The organism is Fluviicoccus sp., from assembly GCF_030646115.1.
Lineage (GTDB): Bacteria > Pseudomonadota > Gammaproteobacteria > Pseudomonadales > Moraxellaceae > Fluviicoccus.
In genome coordinates this window covers 184,850-202,584 of record NZ_JAUSMX010000019.1, presented here as the reverse complement: position 1 = coordinate 202,584, position 17,735 = coordinate 184,850, and the positions used below count along the sequence as shown (strand labels likewise).

Below are 17,735 nucleotides of genomic sequence, written 5' to 3'. Positions count from 1 at the left end.
ACGTCAGCTTCATGGTGGCGGGCGCGGATGCCGGTAACTACAGCGTCTCGACCAACAGCACGACGATCGCCGATATCACCCCGAAGGCGATCAAAGGTTCGATCACGGCCGACAGCAAAGTCTATGACGCCACGACGGCGGCGGTAACCACCGGCAGCCTGAGCGGTGTGCTGGGCAATGACGACCTGTCCCTGACCACCAGCGGCACCTTCCTGGACAAGAATGTCGGCTCAACGAAGACAGTGAACGTCAGCTTCATGGTGGCGGGCGCGGATGCCGGTAACTACAGCGTCTCGACCAACAGCACGACCATCGCCGATATCACGCCGCGTGAAATCAGTGGAGATTTGATTGCCCAGGACAAGGTCTATGACGCACTGACATCTACCTCAGTCCAAGGCGTCTTAAACGGCGTTTTGTCCGCTGATGATGTAAGCCTGACCGCCGGCGGAAAGTTCAGCGACAAGAACGTCGGGACGGATAAAATCGTCACATTATCCAATATCCGCCTGACGGGAGTTGATGCCAGAAACTATTCTGTCACAACCAATGTGGAGAGCCTGGCGGATATCACCCCACTGGAAGTTACCGGTTCTATCTGGGCGGATGGAAAGGTGTACGACGCTACCACCGATGTGTTAACGAGTGGAGATCTGCAGGGAGACGGTTGGGGTGCTGGGTTCACCGATGGCGATGATATCCAGTTTTTGACCACAGGACAGTATCTGGATAAAAATGTGGGAACTAACAAGCGGGTCCTGGTTTCCGGTGTCCTTGGCGGTATTGATGCCGGGAACTACCGTCTGGTGTCTATCAACGCTGAAACAACGGCGGACATCACACCGCTTTCGATCACAGGAGCGATTACGGCAGACAGCCGCGTCTATGACGCCACGACGGCTGCCACGACGCACGGAAGCCTTAGCGGCCTGCTGGGTAGCGACGACCTGGTCATGAACACCTCCGGTTCATTCACCAACAAAAATGCCGGCAACAGCAAGACAGTGAACGTCAACTTCACCGTCAGCGGTAGCGATGCCGCCAACTACTCGGTATCGGCCAACAGCACCACCTTGGCGAATATCACCCCGCGGGCCATCACTGGAACGCTGGTGGCGGACGACAAGATATATGACGCAGATACGGGGGCGTTTACCCAGCGCTTCATCGACGGCGTGTTGGCGGATGACATTGTTACCCTGAGTGCCCGTGGCGCGTTTGCCGACAAAAATGCCGGTACGGATAAAACGGTGACCTTCTCGTCTATCCGCCTGCTTGGCACGGATGCGCGTAACTACACCGTTTCCACCAACACCACCGACACCGCCGATATCTTTATTCGGGAGATCACGGCGGATATCGTGGCCGAGAGCAAGGTCTATGATGGGACTGTGGATGCCTCAACCTACGCCAATCTGAATAACCTGATTGATTGGGAAGGCTCCAACCCGGATGACATTGGCGTAACGACAACCGGTCAATTTGCCGACCGCCACGCCGCTGACGCCAAAACCGTGACGGTTTCCGGTGAATTGGTCGGGGCAGATAAGGCGAACTATCGTCTGGTGTCGATGAATGCCGAAACCACCGCAGATATTTACCAGCGTGACCTGATGGTGACGGGCAGCACCGTGGCTGACAAGGTCTATGACGGTCTGCTCAATGCGCAGGTAAATGCCGGGGTGCTGGAAGGCATCATTGCAGGCGACCAGGTAGCCATCGGCGGCACCTCAGGTCAGTTTACTGACCGTCATGCAGGAACCGGCAAGCAAGTCACTGCAAGCTATACCCTGACCGGGGATTCAGCGGGCGATTACTATGCAATAACAGATGACACACTGACCGGAACCATCACACCCAAAGCACTCACCATCACCGGATCTGTGGCCGCCGACAAAGTCTATGACGGCAACGTCAATGCGGCGATAACTGCCGGACAACTGCAAGGCATCATCGCAGGGGATGTGGTGCAGGCGGCAGCAGCGGGTGGCAGCTTCGACAACAAGCAGGCCGGCGCCGACAAGAATGTGTTGGCCCGCTATACGCTTTCCGGCAATGAAGCCCTTGACTACACGCTGGCGGACCAAACACTGCTGGCGGACATCACGCCGTTGGCGCTGTCCATTAGCGGCAGTTCGGCGGTTAGCAAGGTTTATGATGCAAATACGGTCGCCATCGTCGATGCCGGAACGCTGTCCGGCATTCTGGGCAGTGATGATGTCACAGTCAGTGGTGCGGGTGTCTTTGCCGACAAGGATGCCGGTAGCAGCAAGGCAGTGACAGCCTCCTACCAACTGAACGGTTTTGACGCCGGTAACTACACGCTCAGTCAGGAGACCTTGAGTGCTGACATCACCCGGGCAACGTTGACGATCAAGGCTAACGATGCCTCGCGTGTTGAGGGAAGCGGCAATCCGGCGTTCAGCATCAACATTGCCAACTTTGTGGTGGGTGATAACGTTTCCGGCTTGGCGGGTGCAACGTTCTTCAATGCCGATGCCTCTACCAGTCTTGGTAATTATGTTTCCGGGCTCAGCGGTACACTGACTTTTGCCACGGATGCAACGTCTGCCTCGGCACCGGGCGTGTATAACGTGACTCCTTCAGGCCTCACTGCCGGGAATTACATTATCTCCTATCAGGCAGGTCAACTGACCATCGTCGCAGCGACCAGCTCGGGTGGCGGTGATAATGGTGAGGCGCCTCCCGGCAACAACCCCGTATTCCTGCCAGACCCGGATGACATCAACAACCCGGTGATTCCGCCTGATGGTGGAGATGGCGGTTCCCCGGACGGGGAGAACGGCTTGCTGGTGGTGCTGGGTGAAGGCATACGCCTGCCGGGCGATCTGACCGATGACGATGATGACAATACATTCTAAGGACGCAGGATTTCCATGAAAATGAGCAAGCCGTTTTCGCTGATGCAAGGAGTGCTGCTGGCCTCCGTGGTCATGCCCGCTGTTTCCGCCTTTGCGCTGGACCAGCCGGATGCCGGTCGAACGCTGCAACAGATGCAGCCATGGACCGTACCGCAACCGCCGCAAAAAACCGTCAGCCCGCTGGAGGCAGACTCCCTGGACAAGCCTTCCGCAGCCGCGCCCGGTCAGCCGGAAATGCGGTTCCTGGTCAAGTCCATGACGGTAAAGGGCAGTACGGCCTTTACCGCCCGGGAACTGGAGTCGTTGCTGACCGCGATGGTGGGTTCTGAGCGGACATTGTCAGAGTTGAATGAAGCCGCCCGCCAGATTACCCGCTATTACCGGCACCATGGTTATTCGGTGGCCCGCGCCTACCTGCCTGCGCAAACCGTGCAGAACGGTGAGGTGGTGATTCAGGTGCTGGAAGGCAAACTCAACCGCATCGTGCTGAACAACAAGTCCAAGGTGTCGGATGAGTATCTGAAGTCACTGATTGAGGGCCGGATTACCCCCGGACAGCTGATGGACACCTCCCGTGTCAATCGGGCGCTGCTGCTGGCGAACACCCTTCCGGGTGTGGGCCGTATTCAGGGCGCTTTGCGCGCCGGTGAAGAAGTCGGCACCACCAATCTGATCGTCAGCGTGCCGGAAGGGCGCTCCCGTTCCGGCGATATCATGCTGGACAATACCGGTAACCGTTTTACCGGCCAGTACCGCCTCAGCGGCCACATGCAATTCAACAACCCGCTGCAGGCCGGTGACCAACTGGATTTGCGCGCCACGGTCAGTGATGAGTCGCTGGCCTACGGGCTGGTTAGCTGGGATATGCCAGTAGGGGTCAACGGCTGGCGGGCTGGCGTTGAGACGGGTTACAGCCGCTATGTGCTGGGCGATCAGTTTGCCAGCCTTGATTTACATGGTGATGCCTTGACGATTGGCCTCAAGGCCAGTTACCCCTTGGTGCTGGATGTAAAACGGAAGATTCTGTTTGAGGCGGCGTTGCAGCAAAGCAACCTGAGTGATATCACGGCGTTTACGGTGGACAAGAAGGTCAGCTCCGCCGTGCTGACCTTGTCCGGAAACGCCGTGCGTGGCGAAGGGGCGGGTGCCTGGCGCATGGAAGGGACGTTCGGCAGTCTCAGCATCGACCCGGCAAGCGAGCGTGCCAAGGATGCGGCTGGCGCCAAATCCAACGGCAGTTTCACCAAGGTGACGCTCAGCGGCAGCTATTTGTACAGCCTGTCCGAGAAGTCGGGGCTGTACGGCTCACTCTCGGCGCAGTTTGCCGGAAAGAACCTGGATTCCTCCGAGAAGTTTTTGCTGGGGGGCGTTGGCGGTGTGCGCGCCTATCCCTCGGGTGAGGGCTTGGGGGATGAGGGCTGGCTGGCGACGGCGGAATGGCGTTACCGCCTGCTGCCCACCTTGCAGGGCGTGTTGTTCTATGATACCGGTGGCGTCGATGTCAATCACACGCCCTTTGCGGCCGGCAAGAATCATCGCACGCTCTCCGGTCAGGGCTTGGGGCTGAATGCCTCACCGGTGCCGGGCGTCGGGCTGAAGCTGAATGTGGCCTGGCGGGGGAGTGAAGTGCCGGTTTCCGACGGCAAGGACCTGAAGCCGCGCATCTGGCTGCAGGGAAGTTATCAGTTCTGAGTGACTGCGTGCCGACCCTGGTGGTCGGCACGCTGATTCCGCAACAACGATCAGGGTTTAGGATTGCCGAAAGTGGCGACGCCGCTGATGGAACCGTTGTCCGTCTGCAGCACCGTCACGCCGTTGACGGCATATCCCAACCCCACCATCTCCGCCGAAGGCCCGGCGACAAAGCCGCTGGCGCTGCCCGAGCACGATGTGCAGGCGATCGGAGTGCCCGCATTCGAACCCACGGAGACATTCAGGCTGTCAAAGCCGACATTGCCGGACGAGATCATGCCCTGTGAGCCGCTCAGCAACACCGAGGCGGTTTGCGAACCGGCGGCGAAAGCCATGCCCAGATTCAGGGAAGCGGTGCTGGCCTCAAAGTCCAGCGTCATGGTGCCGGAAGTCAGGATGCCACTGGCCGAAGCCGGTGCGCCATTGGCGTCCGCCAGCGTTGGGCGTGAACCGCCCAGCAGGTTGTAAGTCAGCACGCTGTTGGGCAGGTTGCCGGAGACGGTCGGTGAACCCACCAGGTAGTGCACGCCCTGACTGTTGAGATCCACCGTGTTGCCGTTGCCGAACTGCGCCGAGCCGTTGACCCATTGGCCCCAGGCCAGCGTGTGGTTGACGTGGGCCACACCTTGATTGACGGCCGCAACCGAGGCCTGGCTGTTCGGGCCGTAAACGCTGTTGGACGAAACGGTGCCGCTTTGCCAGTTGCCGTTGGAGGCAAAGTCGGCGCTGATGGCGTTTTCCTGATAAACCCCGCCATGCTTGACGAAGACAGCCCGGTAATCCGGCGAGGCCGCATCCGCCAGCAGCACGGAAGCGGTGGTTTTGCCGCTCAGGTCCAGGGCCGCCACGCCGCTGATCTGGGAGCTAGTGCGGTCAATGACATAAATCGCACCTAGTTGAGGATCATTTCCGGCGAAGAAGGCTTCCAGACGCACCGCACAACCTTGACCGGTGCAGCCCTGGCCGGTGGCGGTCAGGTCGCTGCCGTTCAGCCGCAGGCCGCTGCTGGTGGAGGCGTTGTTGTTATTGATCATCAGGTTACGGGCCGAGGCAACGTAGTCGCCGGTATTCTGCATGCTGACCTTCAGGTCCACGTCCACCAGTGAAACCGGAGCCAGAGTAATGTTCAGCGACAGGTTCCTGAGTACACCGGCTTCGCCGTTGGTGCTGCCCGCCACCGTGGCGCCCGCCAGCAGGTAGGACAACTTCACCCCTTGCCCGGCGGCATCCAGCCCCAAGGCTTGCGATGAGGATGCGCCGATGATGTAGGGCTCAAACTGACCGTCGCCCAGCGTGATGTTGCCATCGGTCCGGTCCAGTGTGCCGTTGGCGGCGACGCCATTTGTCCACTCTCCGAAAGAGAGGTCGCCGATGGTGGTGATGCCATTGAATTGCAAGGCATTCCCGGCGGAACCGGTATGGAAAATCGCCGAAATCGAATTGTTGCGGGTTTCGGTCAGCCCGACCAGCCCGCCCCGCCCGGCATCAGAAGCCGTGCGGTTGAAAATGGCCCCCAAACCGCTCAACAGCAGTGAGTTTCCGGTTTGCTCAAAGCGGCTGGCCAGCGTGTAGGAGGGGAGGGGCACGCCGCTTCCGGGGGGGTAGTTGGAGTCCGGCAGAACATTGGCAACCACGACTTGCCCAAAGTCCGGATTTTCCCCGGCGATCACTTCGGCACCTGTCTCGGGGTTGCTGTTGATGTCGCGGTCATTGCCGGCGGTCGTGAAGTTGTTGTCCGGTTCCCGGGCGCGGGCATCGGCGCTGACACCGTCCGGGGCCAGTCGCGGCGCTTCACCCTGAATGACGCGGAAGGTCTGCCCGGCATTGACATTGCTGGAGCCGAACTCGTTCTCAATATTGACGATGCCCTTGTCCACGCTCAATGTCAGCACGCCGTTGTTGAGGGTGGAGGCATAACCGGTGCCGCGAATGCCCAGCGAGGCGACCGGGGTGCGCACCTTGTAACGCGCACGGTTCACGCGGCCGATGGCGCCGGTAATGGTGCGCATGCCGCCCTGCACGAAGTTGAACAGCAACTGGCCTTCTTCAGGCTTGTTCTTTTCGAATCGGTAGCTGTCCAGCCGGAAAATGGTGTTGGGTTGCAGCGACAGGAAGCTGCCGTCCGTGAACCGGATTTGCAGGCGGCCCTTGCCGGTTTCCAGACGTTCGCCGCCGTTGACCTCCGCGCCACGGGTCAGCAGGCGCTGGTTGCCGTCCAGGCTGTAGGCCATGACCGGTCCGGATACGAAATTGACTTTGCCCGCAACGTCGGCCAGGGCATGCCCGGAGAGTGCGGTGACCATGATGGCCAGCAGGTGGCGAGCGCCTGGCAGGCGTTGAGTCCCGGACATGGTGAATCCTCCTTGGTTACAGGTCATAGCGAATCTCCAGGCTCACCATTTGGCGATCATAGTCGGTGAGCGGGATGCTCGAATCATTCTGGGTGACGGTCAGTGAGGGCAGCAGCGAAACCGCCGGGGCGATCTTCCATTCCAGTCCCAGATTCAACGACAGTTCGTTGTCATCGCGGGACTTGCCGAAATTCTGGAAAACGCCTTTGTATTGCCGCTGTTCGAAACTCAGCGCCGAGTTCAGTTTCATGCCCTTGTCCAGCGTCAGCGATCCACCGGCCCGCAAGCCGTGGAAGTCCTGGCTGACGGAGCTGACCGAAGCGTCCTGGGCGCGTTCCTGGCCGGTATACAAGCTGCCGAAAACCACGGGACTCCAGCGCATTTCCAACCCCTGCGACCAAGCGCCGCCCAAGGTGGTGCGGTTGCTGTCGCGGGCGGACTGCTCATAACGCAACTGACCCAGTTGCAGCCAAGCGGCCAACCGGGCGCCCCCCGCCAGATCATACTGGTACTGGCCCAGCAGCCCGGTCAGGTTGCGGTACGGGTCGCCGCCCAATTGCATGGTCTGCAACTGCAATTTGCCGATGAACTGTTGGCGGCCGCGCGTCAGGGCAGCGCCGGCACCTGCATCCAGTACGGTGTAGGAATAGTCGCTGCTGTCCGGGTAGCTGCGCACCTGCAGCCCGGCGTCGGCCAGAGCGGTCAGGGTCGGGGAAAGGCGGTTCAGGTAGCTGCCGGCAAACTGCCCTTGCAGCATGATGCTGTCCTGTTTTCGTGAGGCGGCCGTGACGTCGAACAGGGCATTATTAAAGTCGGGCAGTGCCACTTGCTTCAAATCGGTGGCGCTGTTGGCGTTGGAATCGAAGCCCAGGCCAAAGCGGATTTGTCCGTCGAGCTGTCGTTTCTGGCGCTTTTCGCGGGCATCAACCGCGCCCAGATACTGCGCTACCAGCGTCTCGACTTGGGAGGGCGGGTTGGATTGCCGGATGGTTTCCAGTTCCGCGCGCGCGTTGGCGGTTTCACCCACGGCCAGATGGGCGCGGGCAATCTGCACCCGGCAGGGGCCGTTGTTGGGCTCCACGGCCAGGCAGCGTTCAAAGGCAAAAACGGATTGGCTGGGGTCTCCGTTTTCCAGATGCGACAATCCCATCAGGTAATCGAAAGCCGGGTCACCGGCGCGTTCTTCTTCCAGCGGAGCCAGCAGCGCCACGGCGTCTGCGGCTTTCTTTCCTGCCAGCAGGGACTCCGCTTGTTGCAGCACGTCATCGGCCAGGGCGGGAGCGCCGGTTGCAAGGAGGAGTAACAGGGGGACGGGTTTCAGACGCATGTTTTCATTCCCTGATGGCTTGTGTGAATGCCTTGGATTTTAAAGGTAGGCGGCAGCGGTGGGAAGGTCAATGGCAGGCATGTCGTCGGATAGGTGGCAGGGAATGGAAATCGTGCGGTTTCGGAGCAGCGGCTATTTTTGAAACAGTATGAAGACTGAGCAAACGATAGTCTTGGGATTGCATGAGGGGGCGGCCTTTGATACTATGCAGCCCTCGTTGAGCCGGTGGTTGTTTTCGGCGAAAACTGGGGTTGTTAGCTCAGCTGGTAGAGCAGCGGACTCTTAATCCGTAGGTCGACAGTTCGAATCTGTCACAACCCACCAATTCCCTCAAAGGCCTGCATTTTATGCGGGCCTTTGTCGTTTTGGGGTTTGGGCTTCGTGTAAGCACTTTGTAGGCAAATGCGAGCCATTCCCCACTCATTCAAGACGTCGCATACGGCCTGTTCCACTTTGTAGGCGCGGCTGTGGAAAGTCAAGCCGGAATGGTTTTCATCAACTCAGCCACCGGGATGAACATCCTCAGCGGTGAGTCCGGCAGCGGCCTGAAGCCCATCTGCTGATAGAATTCCGCCGCTTTTCCATCCTTGGCATCAACCATCGCCAGCACGGCCCCGGCGATGCCCGCCACGTTGCAAACGTTGTGCAGGGCATGCGCCAGCAGATAGCGCCCAAGTCCCTGTCCTTGGCTCTGTACATCGACGGCAAAGCGACCGATCAACACGGCAGGAACCGGGTAACGGCCCAGCCGTTTCTGTATCTCTGCGGGCAGGTCTGTAAACCCAAGCGAACCGATACTCAGGCAATAGAAGCCCGCGATGCGTCCACCCTCACCGCAGGCGACATAGGTCTTGTTCTGAAGACGGGTTTGCTGTTGCAGGGCGTACAGGCGCAGGAAGTCGTTGAGGTCGGATTGCCCGCAATCAAACCCTTGCCGGTCGTGGTGCTTTGCCAGTGGCTGTACCGCCCGGGTCATCGGGCAAGAGCCATCAGCTCGCGCAACTCACGGGTAGGCTCTTGCGGGTTATTCAGGGCGTGCATGATCGCGTCACGGTCAGCATTGCTCAGCATGATGACGCTGTGCTGCTGGATGATGCGCAAGGCGGCCTCATAGGACTGATTAAGCATGAAGGCGCTTAGATTGGTGCCGATCAATTGCGCGGCCTGTTCAATGACTTGCTTGGCTTCGGCGGAAGCCCGGAGGTTGATTCGCTCCGCCGATACGGCATGGCTGGGCATGGCTGCATTAACCTGTGTACATAATGGTTGAGTACATTCTAGGGTCAATCGCGATGCGCTTCAATGATTGGCGTATTTAATTCATGGGGGCTATTCGATTTATAAGTAATATAGGCATGGCTGCTACCAGTGTGGTCCTGAGTTACTGGGCTGTGCTGGAACAATATTTCCCAAAGCCTTCCGCACTGTTCTCGAAACCCTTGTCCTTCGTCAGCTCCCAAGGCCTGACACAAGCTTTTTCCCGCGCGCACCACGAATAACCGGCCGACCCGATGCAGCCATGTGCGTCCCGGTCCGCACCCACCAGTACCGGGGCTGGTTCAACGGTGGCGGTTTTGTCCTGACATCCTGCCAAGCTCAGGCCAATCACGGTGAAAACCCACAACGGCCACTGTTTTATCAATTTCATGTTTTCATACTCTTGTTCATTGGCGATCGCCTCCGATACAGCAGTCCCGCCCACAGGCAAATTCCCGCTTCAACCGCAAACGACCAATGCCATATAAAGTTCAGCCACCATGGCTGAAACACCGCCTGCACTGTAAACAAGGCAAACGGTTTGTTGATGAACGGGGCAAACCACCAGATATCGCCAACGAAGCTATCCAGTATCACATGCAGTGTACAGCCCAGACAGAAAATCCATGACAGGAGCGCCACCCGGGATTTGCTGTCGAAACGTAGCCACAGCATTGCAACGGTCAGCAGCAACAGCCAGAACATCGGCCAGTGGGTGAAGTACTTGTGGTGGTGGGTGTGGCGGTGATCCACCAGGTAGAAATAAGCCAAGTCAAAGTCGGGGACCAGCGCGCCGGTCATGCCCGCCCAAAATATGGCTGAGGTAGAAGCAGGGGCATGGAGTATGCGTTCCAGCAGTGAAACAGACAGGATATAGCCGGATGGCACATGCGCAATGAACATAGGCAACCAATCCGGGCGTTTGGAGGATGTAAGGATGAGCTTCGGATTCTGCCTTGCAACACCGTCCGCGACAAGCCTGCCGCCTTTTTCCCGGCCAAGAAAAAGCCCGCTTAATCGCGGGCCTTTTCCCTTCAGCAATCGTCGCTTACCGAGCCACGCTCTTGCCGGCCAGCCACACCATCACGCAACGCGGCAACAACCGGTTCACCAGCGGCAACGGCTTGTTCAGCAGCCCGGTCACCACCATCGGGCAACCGCACTTCAGCGAGCGCAGGGCGGTTTTGGCCACCGTTTCCGGGGTATCCATCAACTTCATGGCCAGCGTGCCGTGATTGCCCGCCACATCATGGAACTCGGTGCGCGTGGCGCCGGGGCACACCGCAATCACCTTGATCCCGTTCTTCTTTTCTTCCGCCGCCAGCGCTTCCGACATCGACAGCACATAAGCCTTGGTTGCGCCGTAAACCGCAAAACGCGGGCAGGGCTGGAAGGCCGCCACCGAGGCGATGTTCATGATGCGGCCTTGTTTCCGGGCGCGCATGCCCGGCAGCACAGCATGGGTCAGCTCGGTCAGCGCCACCATGTTCAGCTGCATCATGCCCTGCACACGGTCCAGCGGCATGTCGGCCAGCAGGTCGTTGAGGCCGAAACCGGCGTTGTTGATCAGGGTGTCGATTTCCAGACCCAAATCGCTGACCGCCTTCAACAATTCAACATAGGCACCTGGCTTTTCCAGATCCAGCCCGATGACCTCCACGCGCACACCGTGATGCGTTTTCAGTTCCTGCGCCAGGGTATTCAGCTTGTCCGTACGACGGGCCACCAGCACCAGCGCCTGCTGCTCGGAAGCAGCCAGTTGCTTGGCCAAGGCTTCGCCGATGCCGCTGGATGCGCCGGTGATGACGGTAGCGAGAGTAGTGGACATGGGGTGTTCCTCATCAGGTGGGTTTCGATGAGGGCTATCTTATTCGACAATTCGATAATTATGAAAGTGTAGAATGATGAAATCCGATGAATGGTTATTCAGTTTTGTAAAGGAGGTTCCCTCTCCCAAAGGGGGAGAGGGAACGAGTTACGTTACTGCATGAACTTCGTACCCATTGTCACCAACTTCTGGTAACCGGTGGGCAGCAGCCGCTGCATGGCGTCAAACGCATAAGCTTCGGCACCAATCAGCACGCGGCGGGCGTTCTTCTTCACGCCGTTGAGGATGGCGTCGGCCGCGTCGTCCGGGGTCACGTGCAGGAATTTCTCGAAGCTCTGCTGGCTCTTCTTCGGGTCGATGCCGATGGACTTCATGCTGTCGTTCATGCGTGCGGCCTTGGCGATGTTGGTCTTGATGCCGCCGGGATGCACGCAGGTGGCGCTGACGCCGCATTCCTGCAGGTCCAGTTCCTGACGCAGCGCTTCGGTGTAGCCGCGCACCGCGAACTTGCTGGCGTTGTACGCGCCCTGCGACGGCTGCGAGCCCAGGCCGAAGATGCTGGAAATATTGATGATATGGCCGTCACCGGAGGCCTTCAGGTGCGGCATGAATTCCTTGATGCCGTAAACCACGCCCCAGAAGTTGATGCCCATCAGCCATTCCAGTTCTTCATAGCTCATGCCTTCCACGGTGCTGCCCAGCGCCACGCCCGCGTTGTTGAAGATCAGGTTGACCTTGCCGTGTTCCTTGGCGGTAGTGGCTGCCCAGGCCTGCATCTGGTCCAGCTTGGCCACGTCCACCTTGGCGCTGGTGACCTTGACGCCATAGGCCTGCGCCAGACCGACCGTCTCGGCCAGGCCTTTTTCATTGACGTCGCTGAGCGACAGGTTGCAGCCCTGCTGGGCCAGTTTCACAGCCAGCGCGCGGCCAATGCCCGATCCGGCGCCGGTAATGGCGGCAACTTTCTTTTCGAAGGATTTCATGGGGTGTCCTCTGTGTGAATGTGGTAATTAACGCTCAACCTGATAATTCTGCGCATCAAACTGCGCGGTCTTTCGGCGGTAGTCGAAAGTGAAGCCCGGCCACAGCGTGGTGTTCTTGCCGTTGGCGTTGACGTACCAGCTTTGGCAGCCGGTGCTCCACACCGCGCCGCCCAGCTTGGTCTGGGTGTCGCGGTTGAAGGCGGCGTAGGCGTCCGGTTTCACGTCCACAACCTGCCAGTTGTGCTTGTCCATTTGCTTCAGGCAATCCATGACATAGGCAATCTGCGACTCGATCATGTACACCATCGAGTTGTGGCCCAGGCCGGTGTTGGGGCCCATCAGCATGAACAGGTTGGGGAAGCCGGTAATCGCGGAGCCAAGATAAGCCTCCGGGCCTTCCTTCCAGAAATCCACCAGATCAACGCCGTTGCGGCCGAAAATCGCGCCCTTGGGAACGGGATCCTGCGCCTTGAAGCCGGTGCCGTAGATGATGGTGTCCACCGGGCGTTCAACGCCGTTGCTGTCGACAATGCTGTGCTCGCGCACTTCGCGGATGCCTTGCGTCACCACGTCCACATGCGGTTGGTCCAGCGCCGGGTAGTAGTCGTTGGAAATCAGCACGCGCTTGCAGCCGAACGAGAAGTCCGGGGTCACTTTCTTGCGCAGTTCCTTGTTGCTGATCTGCTTGCGGATGTGGCGGCGGGCCATCAGTTCACCCACCTTGAGCACACGCGGGCTGAACACAAAACCGAGGGCGCGCACTTCCAGTTGGGTGTAGATGGCGTTGCGCAAGGCTTCCTGCGCCGGGGGCACCAGCTTGAACAGCGTCTTTTCGGCGGTGGTCATGGCGCGGTCGGGCTTGGCCACAATCCAGGGCGGGGTGCGCTGGTACAGGTCGACGTGCGCGGCCTGGGGCACAATCTGCGGCACGAACTGGATGGCGCTGGCGCCGGTGCCGATGACGGCAATTTTTTTGCCTTCCAAGGAGTAGTGGTGGTCCCAGTCTTGCGAGTGGAAGGTCTTGCCCTTGAAGTTCTCGATGCCTTTCAGCGCCGGATAGGACGGTGTGCTGAGGCCGCCCATGCCGCTGACCACCACGCGGGCAATGTAGGTAACGCCGCCCTTGGTGGTGATGCGCCAGCGCTTGATGCTGTCATCGTAGCGGACCTGTTGCACTTCCTGGTTGAACTGGGTGTGCGGAATCAGGCCGTACTTGTGGGCGACATGTTGCAGGTAGGCCTTGATCTCGGGCTGCGGTGCAAACATGCGCGACCAGTTGGGGTTCGGCTCGAAGGAGAAGGAATAGAGGTGCGAGGGCACATCGCAGGCGCAGCCGGGATAGTGGTTGTCGCGCCAGGTGCCGCCGACATCACTGGCTTTTTCCAGAATGACGAAGTTGCTCTTCTTGGCCTTCTTCAGGGCCACGCCCATGCCGAGTCCGGAGAAACCGGTGCCGACGATGGCGACATCGAAGTGTTTGACAGTAGCGTTCTGCATGGGTTTTCCCTCAGAAGTTGACAACAGGTGTTGTCGGAATATATTGTTGACATCAAGTGTTGTCAACAATGCGTTTCAAAAATAAATGTAACATTGGCTGATGATGCGGTCGGCGAAGTCAGACGGGTCAATCCAGGTGGGCGGACATGAGCGAAGAGATGGCGGAGATCAAGAAGCGGCGCAGTTTCCGGGGCGTCAGCGCCGAGCAGCGTCAGGCGGAACGGCACCGCAAGTTTGTCGATGCCGGGCTGCAGTTGTTCGGCACGCATGGCTTCTATAACACCAAGGTGCGCGAGCTGTGCGCCGAGGCGCATTTGACGGAGCGCTATTTCTACGAGTCGTTCAAGAGCCTGGAGGAGTTGTTTGCCGAGGTATACCGGGAGGCGGTGGAGGGCATGCAGCAGCACATCCTGATGGCGATCATGGGGCAAAGTCATCAGGGTTCGCTGGCCTTGATCCGCGCCGGGCTGGAGGCTTTTCTCAAATTCGTGCGGCAGGACCCGAGGGTGGCGCGCATCCTGTTCATCGAGGTGCCGCAGGTGCGGATGGAGCACGGTTCGCTGATTGAGGAAACCATGAACGGTTTTGACCGGATGCTGACCCAGTTCGGCAATACGCTGTTTCCGCCCCCGAAAAATCCGTTGATCCAGATGGACCTGATTGCCGCCGGGCTGAACGGCTCCAATGCTCATATTGTGGCGCGCTGGGTCTATGGCGGTTTCCAGCAGCCGCTGGAAGTGATTCTGGAAAACTGCTTTGCCGTGTTTGCCGGGGTGGCGGATTACCTTTCGGGAGAGAAAGTGGCAAATTCTGTAAGCTAATCTGTCCAGTGGCGTAAAAAGCCGATATGAGGTTGTTAAAATCTTGTTCGCTGGCCCGGAATGACCTAATCTGGGTAGGCGAAGAAGATTGATAACAAGAACATTCTGCTGGCGTTCCAGCCTTGCAGAAGGAGATCACCTCATGTCCCTCAGAAAGAAACTCGCTGTTGCTGTATTGGCGATGTTCTCGTTGTATCAGATACCCGCTTTGGCTGCGTCCGATGATGATGTGGAGGATTTGCGGGATGCCGAACTGGGCGCCCGCAATGAATGGCATCTGGTCAAGAATGACACCAAGCGCAACATCAAGACTTATTCCAAACAGGAAGACGGCAGGCGGGTCCGCACCTTCCGCATCGATATGGTGGTTGATGCTTCCATGGAGACCGTGGCGCGGGTGCACTACGATGCCGACAATCTCAAACGCTGGTTCTGGGAAACTACCGATTCGCGACTGCTGAAAAAAATCTCGCCTTACGAGTTTTACTATTACCAGCAGTTCAACGCGCCGGTCACCATGCCCGATCGGGACTCGGTCATCCATGCGGTCATCCAGCCTTATTCGGAGCGCAAGGGATTCATGGTCATTACACTGAAGGCCGCGCCGGATTACATGCCGCCGGTGAAGGGGCTGGTGCGGGTGACCCAGCAAAACATGACCATCAAGCTGACACCGATGGGCAAGGAGAAGACGCACCTGGAGGTGGAAGGCTATATCGATCCGGGTGGAATCTCGCCGGTGTGGGGCATCAACGCCATTCAGCGCATGGCGCCTTACAGCAGCATGATGGGTTTGCAGCGGGTGGTGCAGCAGGCGGCCTATCGTCAGCCGACTGGTCAGGCTCCGTTCGCCATCACCGCCGATTGAATTTCATCCGGCCGTCCTTCGGGGCGGCTTTCGGCATTTTCCTTTTTTCCCTCACTTTCCTTGTCCCGGCCGATGCCCCAGGTAACGGCCAGATAGTCCTGTACGTCCTTTCCGGCGGCAAAGTCCACGGCGGTATCGCCGTCGCGGATACCCGGCAGGGTGGCGGCGCAACAGTGGCCTTCCACGCGGAAGGCTTCTTCGGGAACGTTCGCCTGGCCGCTCATGGCGCAGCCACCGGCGTGGCGGACAGCACCGACAAATCCCCGATCACTGCCAGCACCTGATAAGCCGACAGGCTCTGTTCCTGTTCATGCAGCAACAGGCTGACCTTGGCGGAAAGCAGTTCGCGTTCGGCGTCCAGCAAGTCCAGCGTGGTGCGGGTGCCCACCGCCACTTCCTTGCGGGTGCTGTCCCGCGCCAGTTCGGCGGCGGCCACTTCCGACCGGATGGCGGGCAGGCTGGCTTGGGCGGCCTGCCAGTGCTGCCAGGCCTCGGTCATGGCCTGGGTCACACCGGCCTGGAGATCGGCAATGCGCCAGCGGGCAGCGTCGGCCTTGGCCACGGCCTCGGCGGTGGCGCTGCCGGTATGTCCGGCGTCATACAGGTTCATCTGCGCCTTGACGTAAACGCCCCACGCATTCATGCGGTCATAGCCGAATTCGGTGTTGTCCTGGGTGGCGGCGCGCGCTTCGACACTGACTTGCGGACGGTTACCGCTGCGTGCCTGGCGTACCGCCGCCTCCAGCGCCCGGGCTTCTTCACGGGCCGACTTCAGCGCCGGGTTTTCCCGTGCAAGGGTTTGCGCGTCGGTGAGCGAGGCGGGCAGGGGCAGGGACGGGTAGCGGGTTTGCAGTTCATGGGGAGCTTCGCCGGTGACGCGCTCATACTGGCCTTCGCTGATGGCCAGATTGGCTTGCGCCCGCGCCACCTGCGCTTCGCCCTCGGAGAGCCGGGCTTGCGCCTGCGCCACTTCGGTCCGGGTGACTTCCCCGGCGTCGAAACGCTTGCGTGTATCCCCCAGCATGGTTTGCAGGGTGCGCAGGGATTCGTTCTGCAGGTTCAGCAGCGCCTGGTCGCGCACCACGGCGGCGTGGGCGGCAATGGCGTCCACGGCAATGCGCACCTTGATGTCGTCAGTGCTGAAATGACGCGCCGCCGCCAGCAAGCCGGCGGCATCACGGCCTGCTTCCAGCGCGCCGCCGGTATACAGCGGCTGGTTCAGCGTCAGGCTCACGGTGTTGGGCCAGCGTGAACCGGATTGGGGAAACGGCGCCGTGGTTTGCAGGCTGGAGCGTCCGATTTCAGTGGCGACCAGCAAGCGGGGCTTCATCAGGCTGCTGCGGCTGTCGGCGGCCCGGTCGGCGGCGTCGGCGTCGGCGCGGGCGGCCTGCAACAAGGGGTGGTGGCTCAAGGCCTGATGGACCGTGCCGGTGAGCGTCTGGGCTTGAACCATGACCGGCAGTGCCAGCAACCAAGGGGCAAGGATTTTCATGGTCGATAAGCCTGCAGAAAGGTGCGGACAGCCTCGCGGATATAATCCGCCCGATCCAGATGGGGGGGGAAGGGCGGCAGGCCCAGCAACGCCCGCCATTGCGGATGCCCCTTCACCATCTCCAGGAACTGGATGGCGGCGATGTCCGGTTGACGGCAATCAATAACCCCGGCGTCATGATGACGTTTCAGGAAGTCGGCCATTAAGCCCAAGCCGTGCTGCGGGCCGGTGCGGTAGGCCATTTCCGCCAGTTGCGGAAAGCGGTCGGCTTCGGCAGCCAGCGCGCGGATCATGGCAATGCGCTCTGCCGCCAGCGAGGCTTCCAGCACCCGTTCCGCAAACAGCAGCAGGGTTTCTTCCAGGTTTTCACTGACGGCGTCGGGAATGGCGAGGGTGGCGAGAAAGGCCTGGCAGCGGTCGGCAAACATGGCGGCAAAAAGGCCTTCCTTATTGCCGAAATACTTGTAGACGCTGGCTTTGGAGCCACCGGTCAGTTTGACCACATCATCCATGCTGGTGCCTGCATAACCCTTTTCCAGGAAGAGGGCGCGGGCAGCGTCCAGCAGCGACTCGCGCCTGGCTTCGCCGCGGGCGGTTGTCGGGCAACAGGAAAACCAGGTTTTCTCGATCGTCATAATGACAGGCTTGCAATGAACTGTACTGTTCAGTACATTATCAGCGAGATGCTCAAAAAGCAATAACCGGACATCCGGCCCCTGTCACCCGTTCGAGCCCAG

16 protein-coding genes and 1 tRNA gene are annotated in these 17,735 nt (G+C 59.6%); 5 read left to right on the top strand and 12 right to left on the bottom strand.

Annotated elements, in window-relative coordinates; all coding sequences use genetic code 11:
* Both Q7T36_RS14915 and Q7T36_RS14910 read left to right on the top strand, forming a co-directional pair.
* Positions 1–2,882, top strand: a 2,882-nt coding sequence (locus Q7T36_RS14915) for a YDG domain-containing protein (protein WP_304850320.1), incomplete at its 5' end; no start/stop codon positions are given.
* A 21-nt stretch (positions 2,883–2,903) separates the two neighbouring features.
* Positions 2,904–4,574, top strand: coding sequence for a ShlB/FhaC/HecB family hemolysin secretion/activation protein (locus Q7T36_RS14910; protein ID WP_304850318.1), 1,671 nt, complete (start codon positions 2,904–2,906; stop codon positions 4,572–4,574).
* A gap of 50 nt (positions 4,575–4,624) precedes the next feature.
* Here the strand turns inward: Q7T36_RS14910 and Q7T36_RS14905 are convergent, their stop codons facing one another.
* On the bottom strand, positions 4,625–6,925 hold the full coding sequence (locus Q7T36_RS14905; protein WP_304850316.1) for a FecR family protein: 2,301 nt from the start codon (positions 6,923–6,925) through the stop codon (positions 4,625–4,627).
* 16 nt (positions 6,926–6,941) lie between these two features.
* Positions 6,942–8,252 carry a tetratricopeptide repeat protein gene (locus tag Q7T36_RS14900; protein ID WP_304850313.1) on the bottom strand — a complete coding sequence of 437 codons (1,311 nt, stop codon included), beginning with the start codon at positions 8,250–8,252 and terminating at the stop codon, positions 6,942–6,944.
* Between the two features lie 248 nt (positions 8,253–8,500).
* On the opposite strand from Q7T36_RS14900, the gene Q7T36_RS14895 reads away from it, so the two are divergent.
* Positions 8,501–8,576 (top strand) — tRNA-Lys (locus tag Q7T36_RS14895).
* A gap of 151 nt (positions 8,577–8,727) precedes the next feature.
* Here Q7T36_RS14895 and Q7T36_RS14890 read toward each other — a convergent pair.
* The 7 genes from Q7T36_RS14890 to Q7T36_RS14860 all read right to left on the bottom strand — a co-directional run bounded on the left by Q7T36_RS14890 (position 8,728) and on the right by Q7T36_RS14860 (position 13,817).
* The gene (locus Q7T36_RS14890; RefSeq protein WP_304850310.1) at positions 8,728–9,228 is read right to left on the bottom strand and encodes a GNAT family N-acetyltransferase; all 501 of its coding nucleotides are present in this window, start codon (positions 9,226–9,228) and stop codon (positions 8,728–8,730) included.
* Positions 9,225–9,491: a DUF1778 domain-containing protein gene (locus tag Q7T36_RS14885; protein WP_304850307.1), complete on the bottom strand. Its 267-nt coding sequence runs from the start codon at positions 9,489–9,491 to the stop codon at positions 9,225–9,227. The genes Q7T36_RS14890 and Q7T36_RS14885 overlap by 4 nt, the downstream gene beginning before the upstream one ends.
* 142 nt (positions 9,492–9,633) lie before the next feature.
* Positions 9,634–9,900, bottom strand: coding sequence for a hypothetical protein (locus tag Q7T36_RS14880; protein ID WP_304850304.1), 267 nt, complete (start codon positions 9,898–9,900; stop codon positions 9,634–9,636).
* On the bottom strand, positions 9,897–10,550 hold the full coding sequence (locus Q7T36_RS14875; protein WP_304850301.1) for a metal-dependent hydrolase: 654 nt from the start codon (positions 10,548–10,550) through the stop codon (positions 9,897–9,899). The genes Q7T36_RS14880 and Q7T36_RS14875 overlap by 4 nt, the downstream gene beginning before the upstream one ends.
* A 7-nt stretch (positions 10,551–10,557) precedes the next feature.
* Positions 10,558–11,337 (bottom strand): SDR family oxidoreductase, encoded by a 780-nt coding sequence (locus tag Q7T36_RS14870; RefSeq protein ID WP_304850297.1) that lies wholly within the window; start codon positions 11,335–11,337, stop codon positions 10,558–10,560.
* 152 nt (positions 11,338–11,489) lie between these two features.
* Complete coding sequence (locus tag Q7T36_RS14865) at positions 11,490–12,320, bottom strand: SDR family oxidoreductase (protein ID WP_304850294.1); 831 nt, start codon at positions 12,318–12,320, stop codon at positions 11,490–11,492.
* A gap of 27 nt (positions 12,321–12,347) precedes the next feature.
* Positions 12,348–13,817: an NAD(P)/FAD-dependent oxidoreductase gene (locus Q7T36_RS14860; RefSeq protein WP_304850291.1), complete on the bottom strand. Its 1,470-nt coding sequence runs from the start codon at positions 13,815–13,817 to the stop codon at positions 12,348–12,350.
* Positions 13,818–13,963: 146 nt separating this feature from the next.
* Here Q7T36_RS14860 and Q7T36_RS14855 point away from each other — a divergent pair, with 146 nt between their 5' ends.
* The gene (locus tag Q7T36_RS14855; RefSeq protein WP_304850288.1) at positions 13,964–14,638 is read left to right on the top strand and encodes a TetR/AcrR family transcriptional regulator; all 675 of its coding nucleotides are present in this window, start codon (positions 13,964–13,966) and stop codon (positions 14,636–14,638) included.
* A 142-nt stretch (positions 14,639–14,780) separates the two neighbouring features.
* Positions 14,781–15,506 (top strand): START domain-containing protein, encoded by a 726-nt coding sequence (locus tag Q7T36_RS14850; protein ID WP_304850285.1) that lies wholly within the window; start codon positions 14,781–14,783, stop codon positions 15,504–15,506.
* Here the strand turns inward: Q7T36_RS14850 and Q7T36_RS14845 are convergent.
* The 3 genes from Q7T36_RS14845 to Q7T36_RS14835 are packed head-to-tail and all read right to left on the bottom strand — an operon-like array spanning position 15,476 to position 17,633.
* Positions 15,476–15,730, bottom strand: a complete 255-nt coding sequence (locus Q7T36_RS14845) for a hypothetical protein (protein ID WP_304850282.1) — start codon at positions 15,728–15,730, stop codon at positions 15,476–15,478. The genes Q7T36_RS14850 and Q7T36_RS14845 overlap by 31 nt on opposite strands.
* Entirely contained in the window at positions 15,727–16,998 is a 1,272-nt protein-coding gene (locus Q7T36_RS14840; RefSeq protein WP_304850279.1) for a TolC family protein, read from the bottom strand. The genes Q7T36_RS14845 and Q7T36_RS14840 overlap by 4 nt, the downstream gene beginning before the upstream one ends.
* Positions 16,995–17,633, bottom strand: coding sequence for a TetR/AcrR family transcriptional regulator (locus Q7T36_RS14835; protein WP_304850276.1), 639 nt, complete (start codon positions 17,631–17,633; stop codon positions 16,995–16,997). The genes Q7T36_RS14840 and Q7T36_RS14835 overlap by 4 nt, the downstream gene beginning before the upstream one ends.
* Positions 17,634–17,735 lie beyond the last annotated feature (102 nt).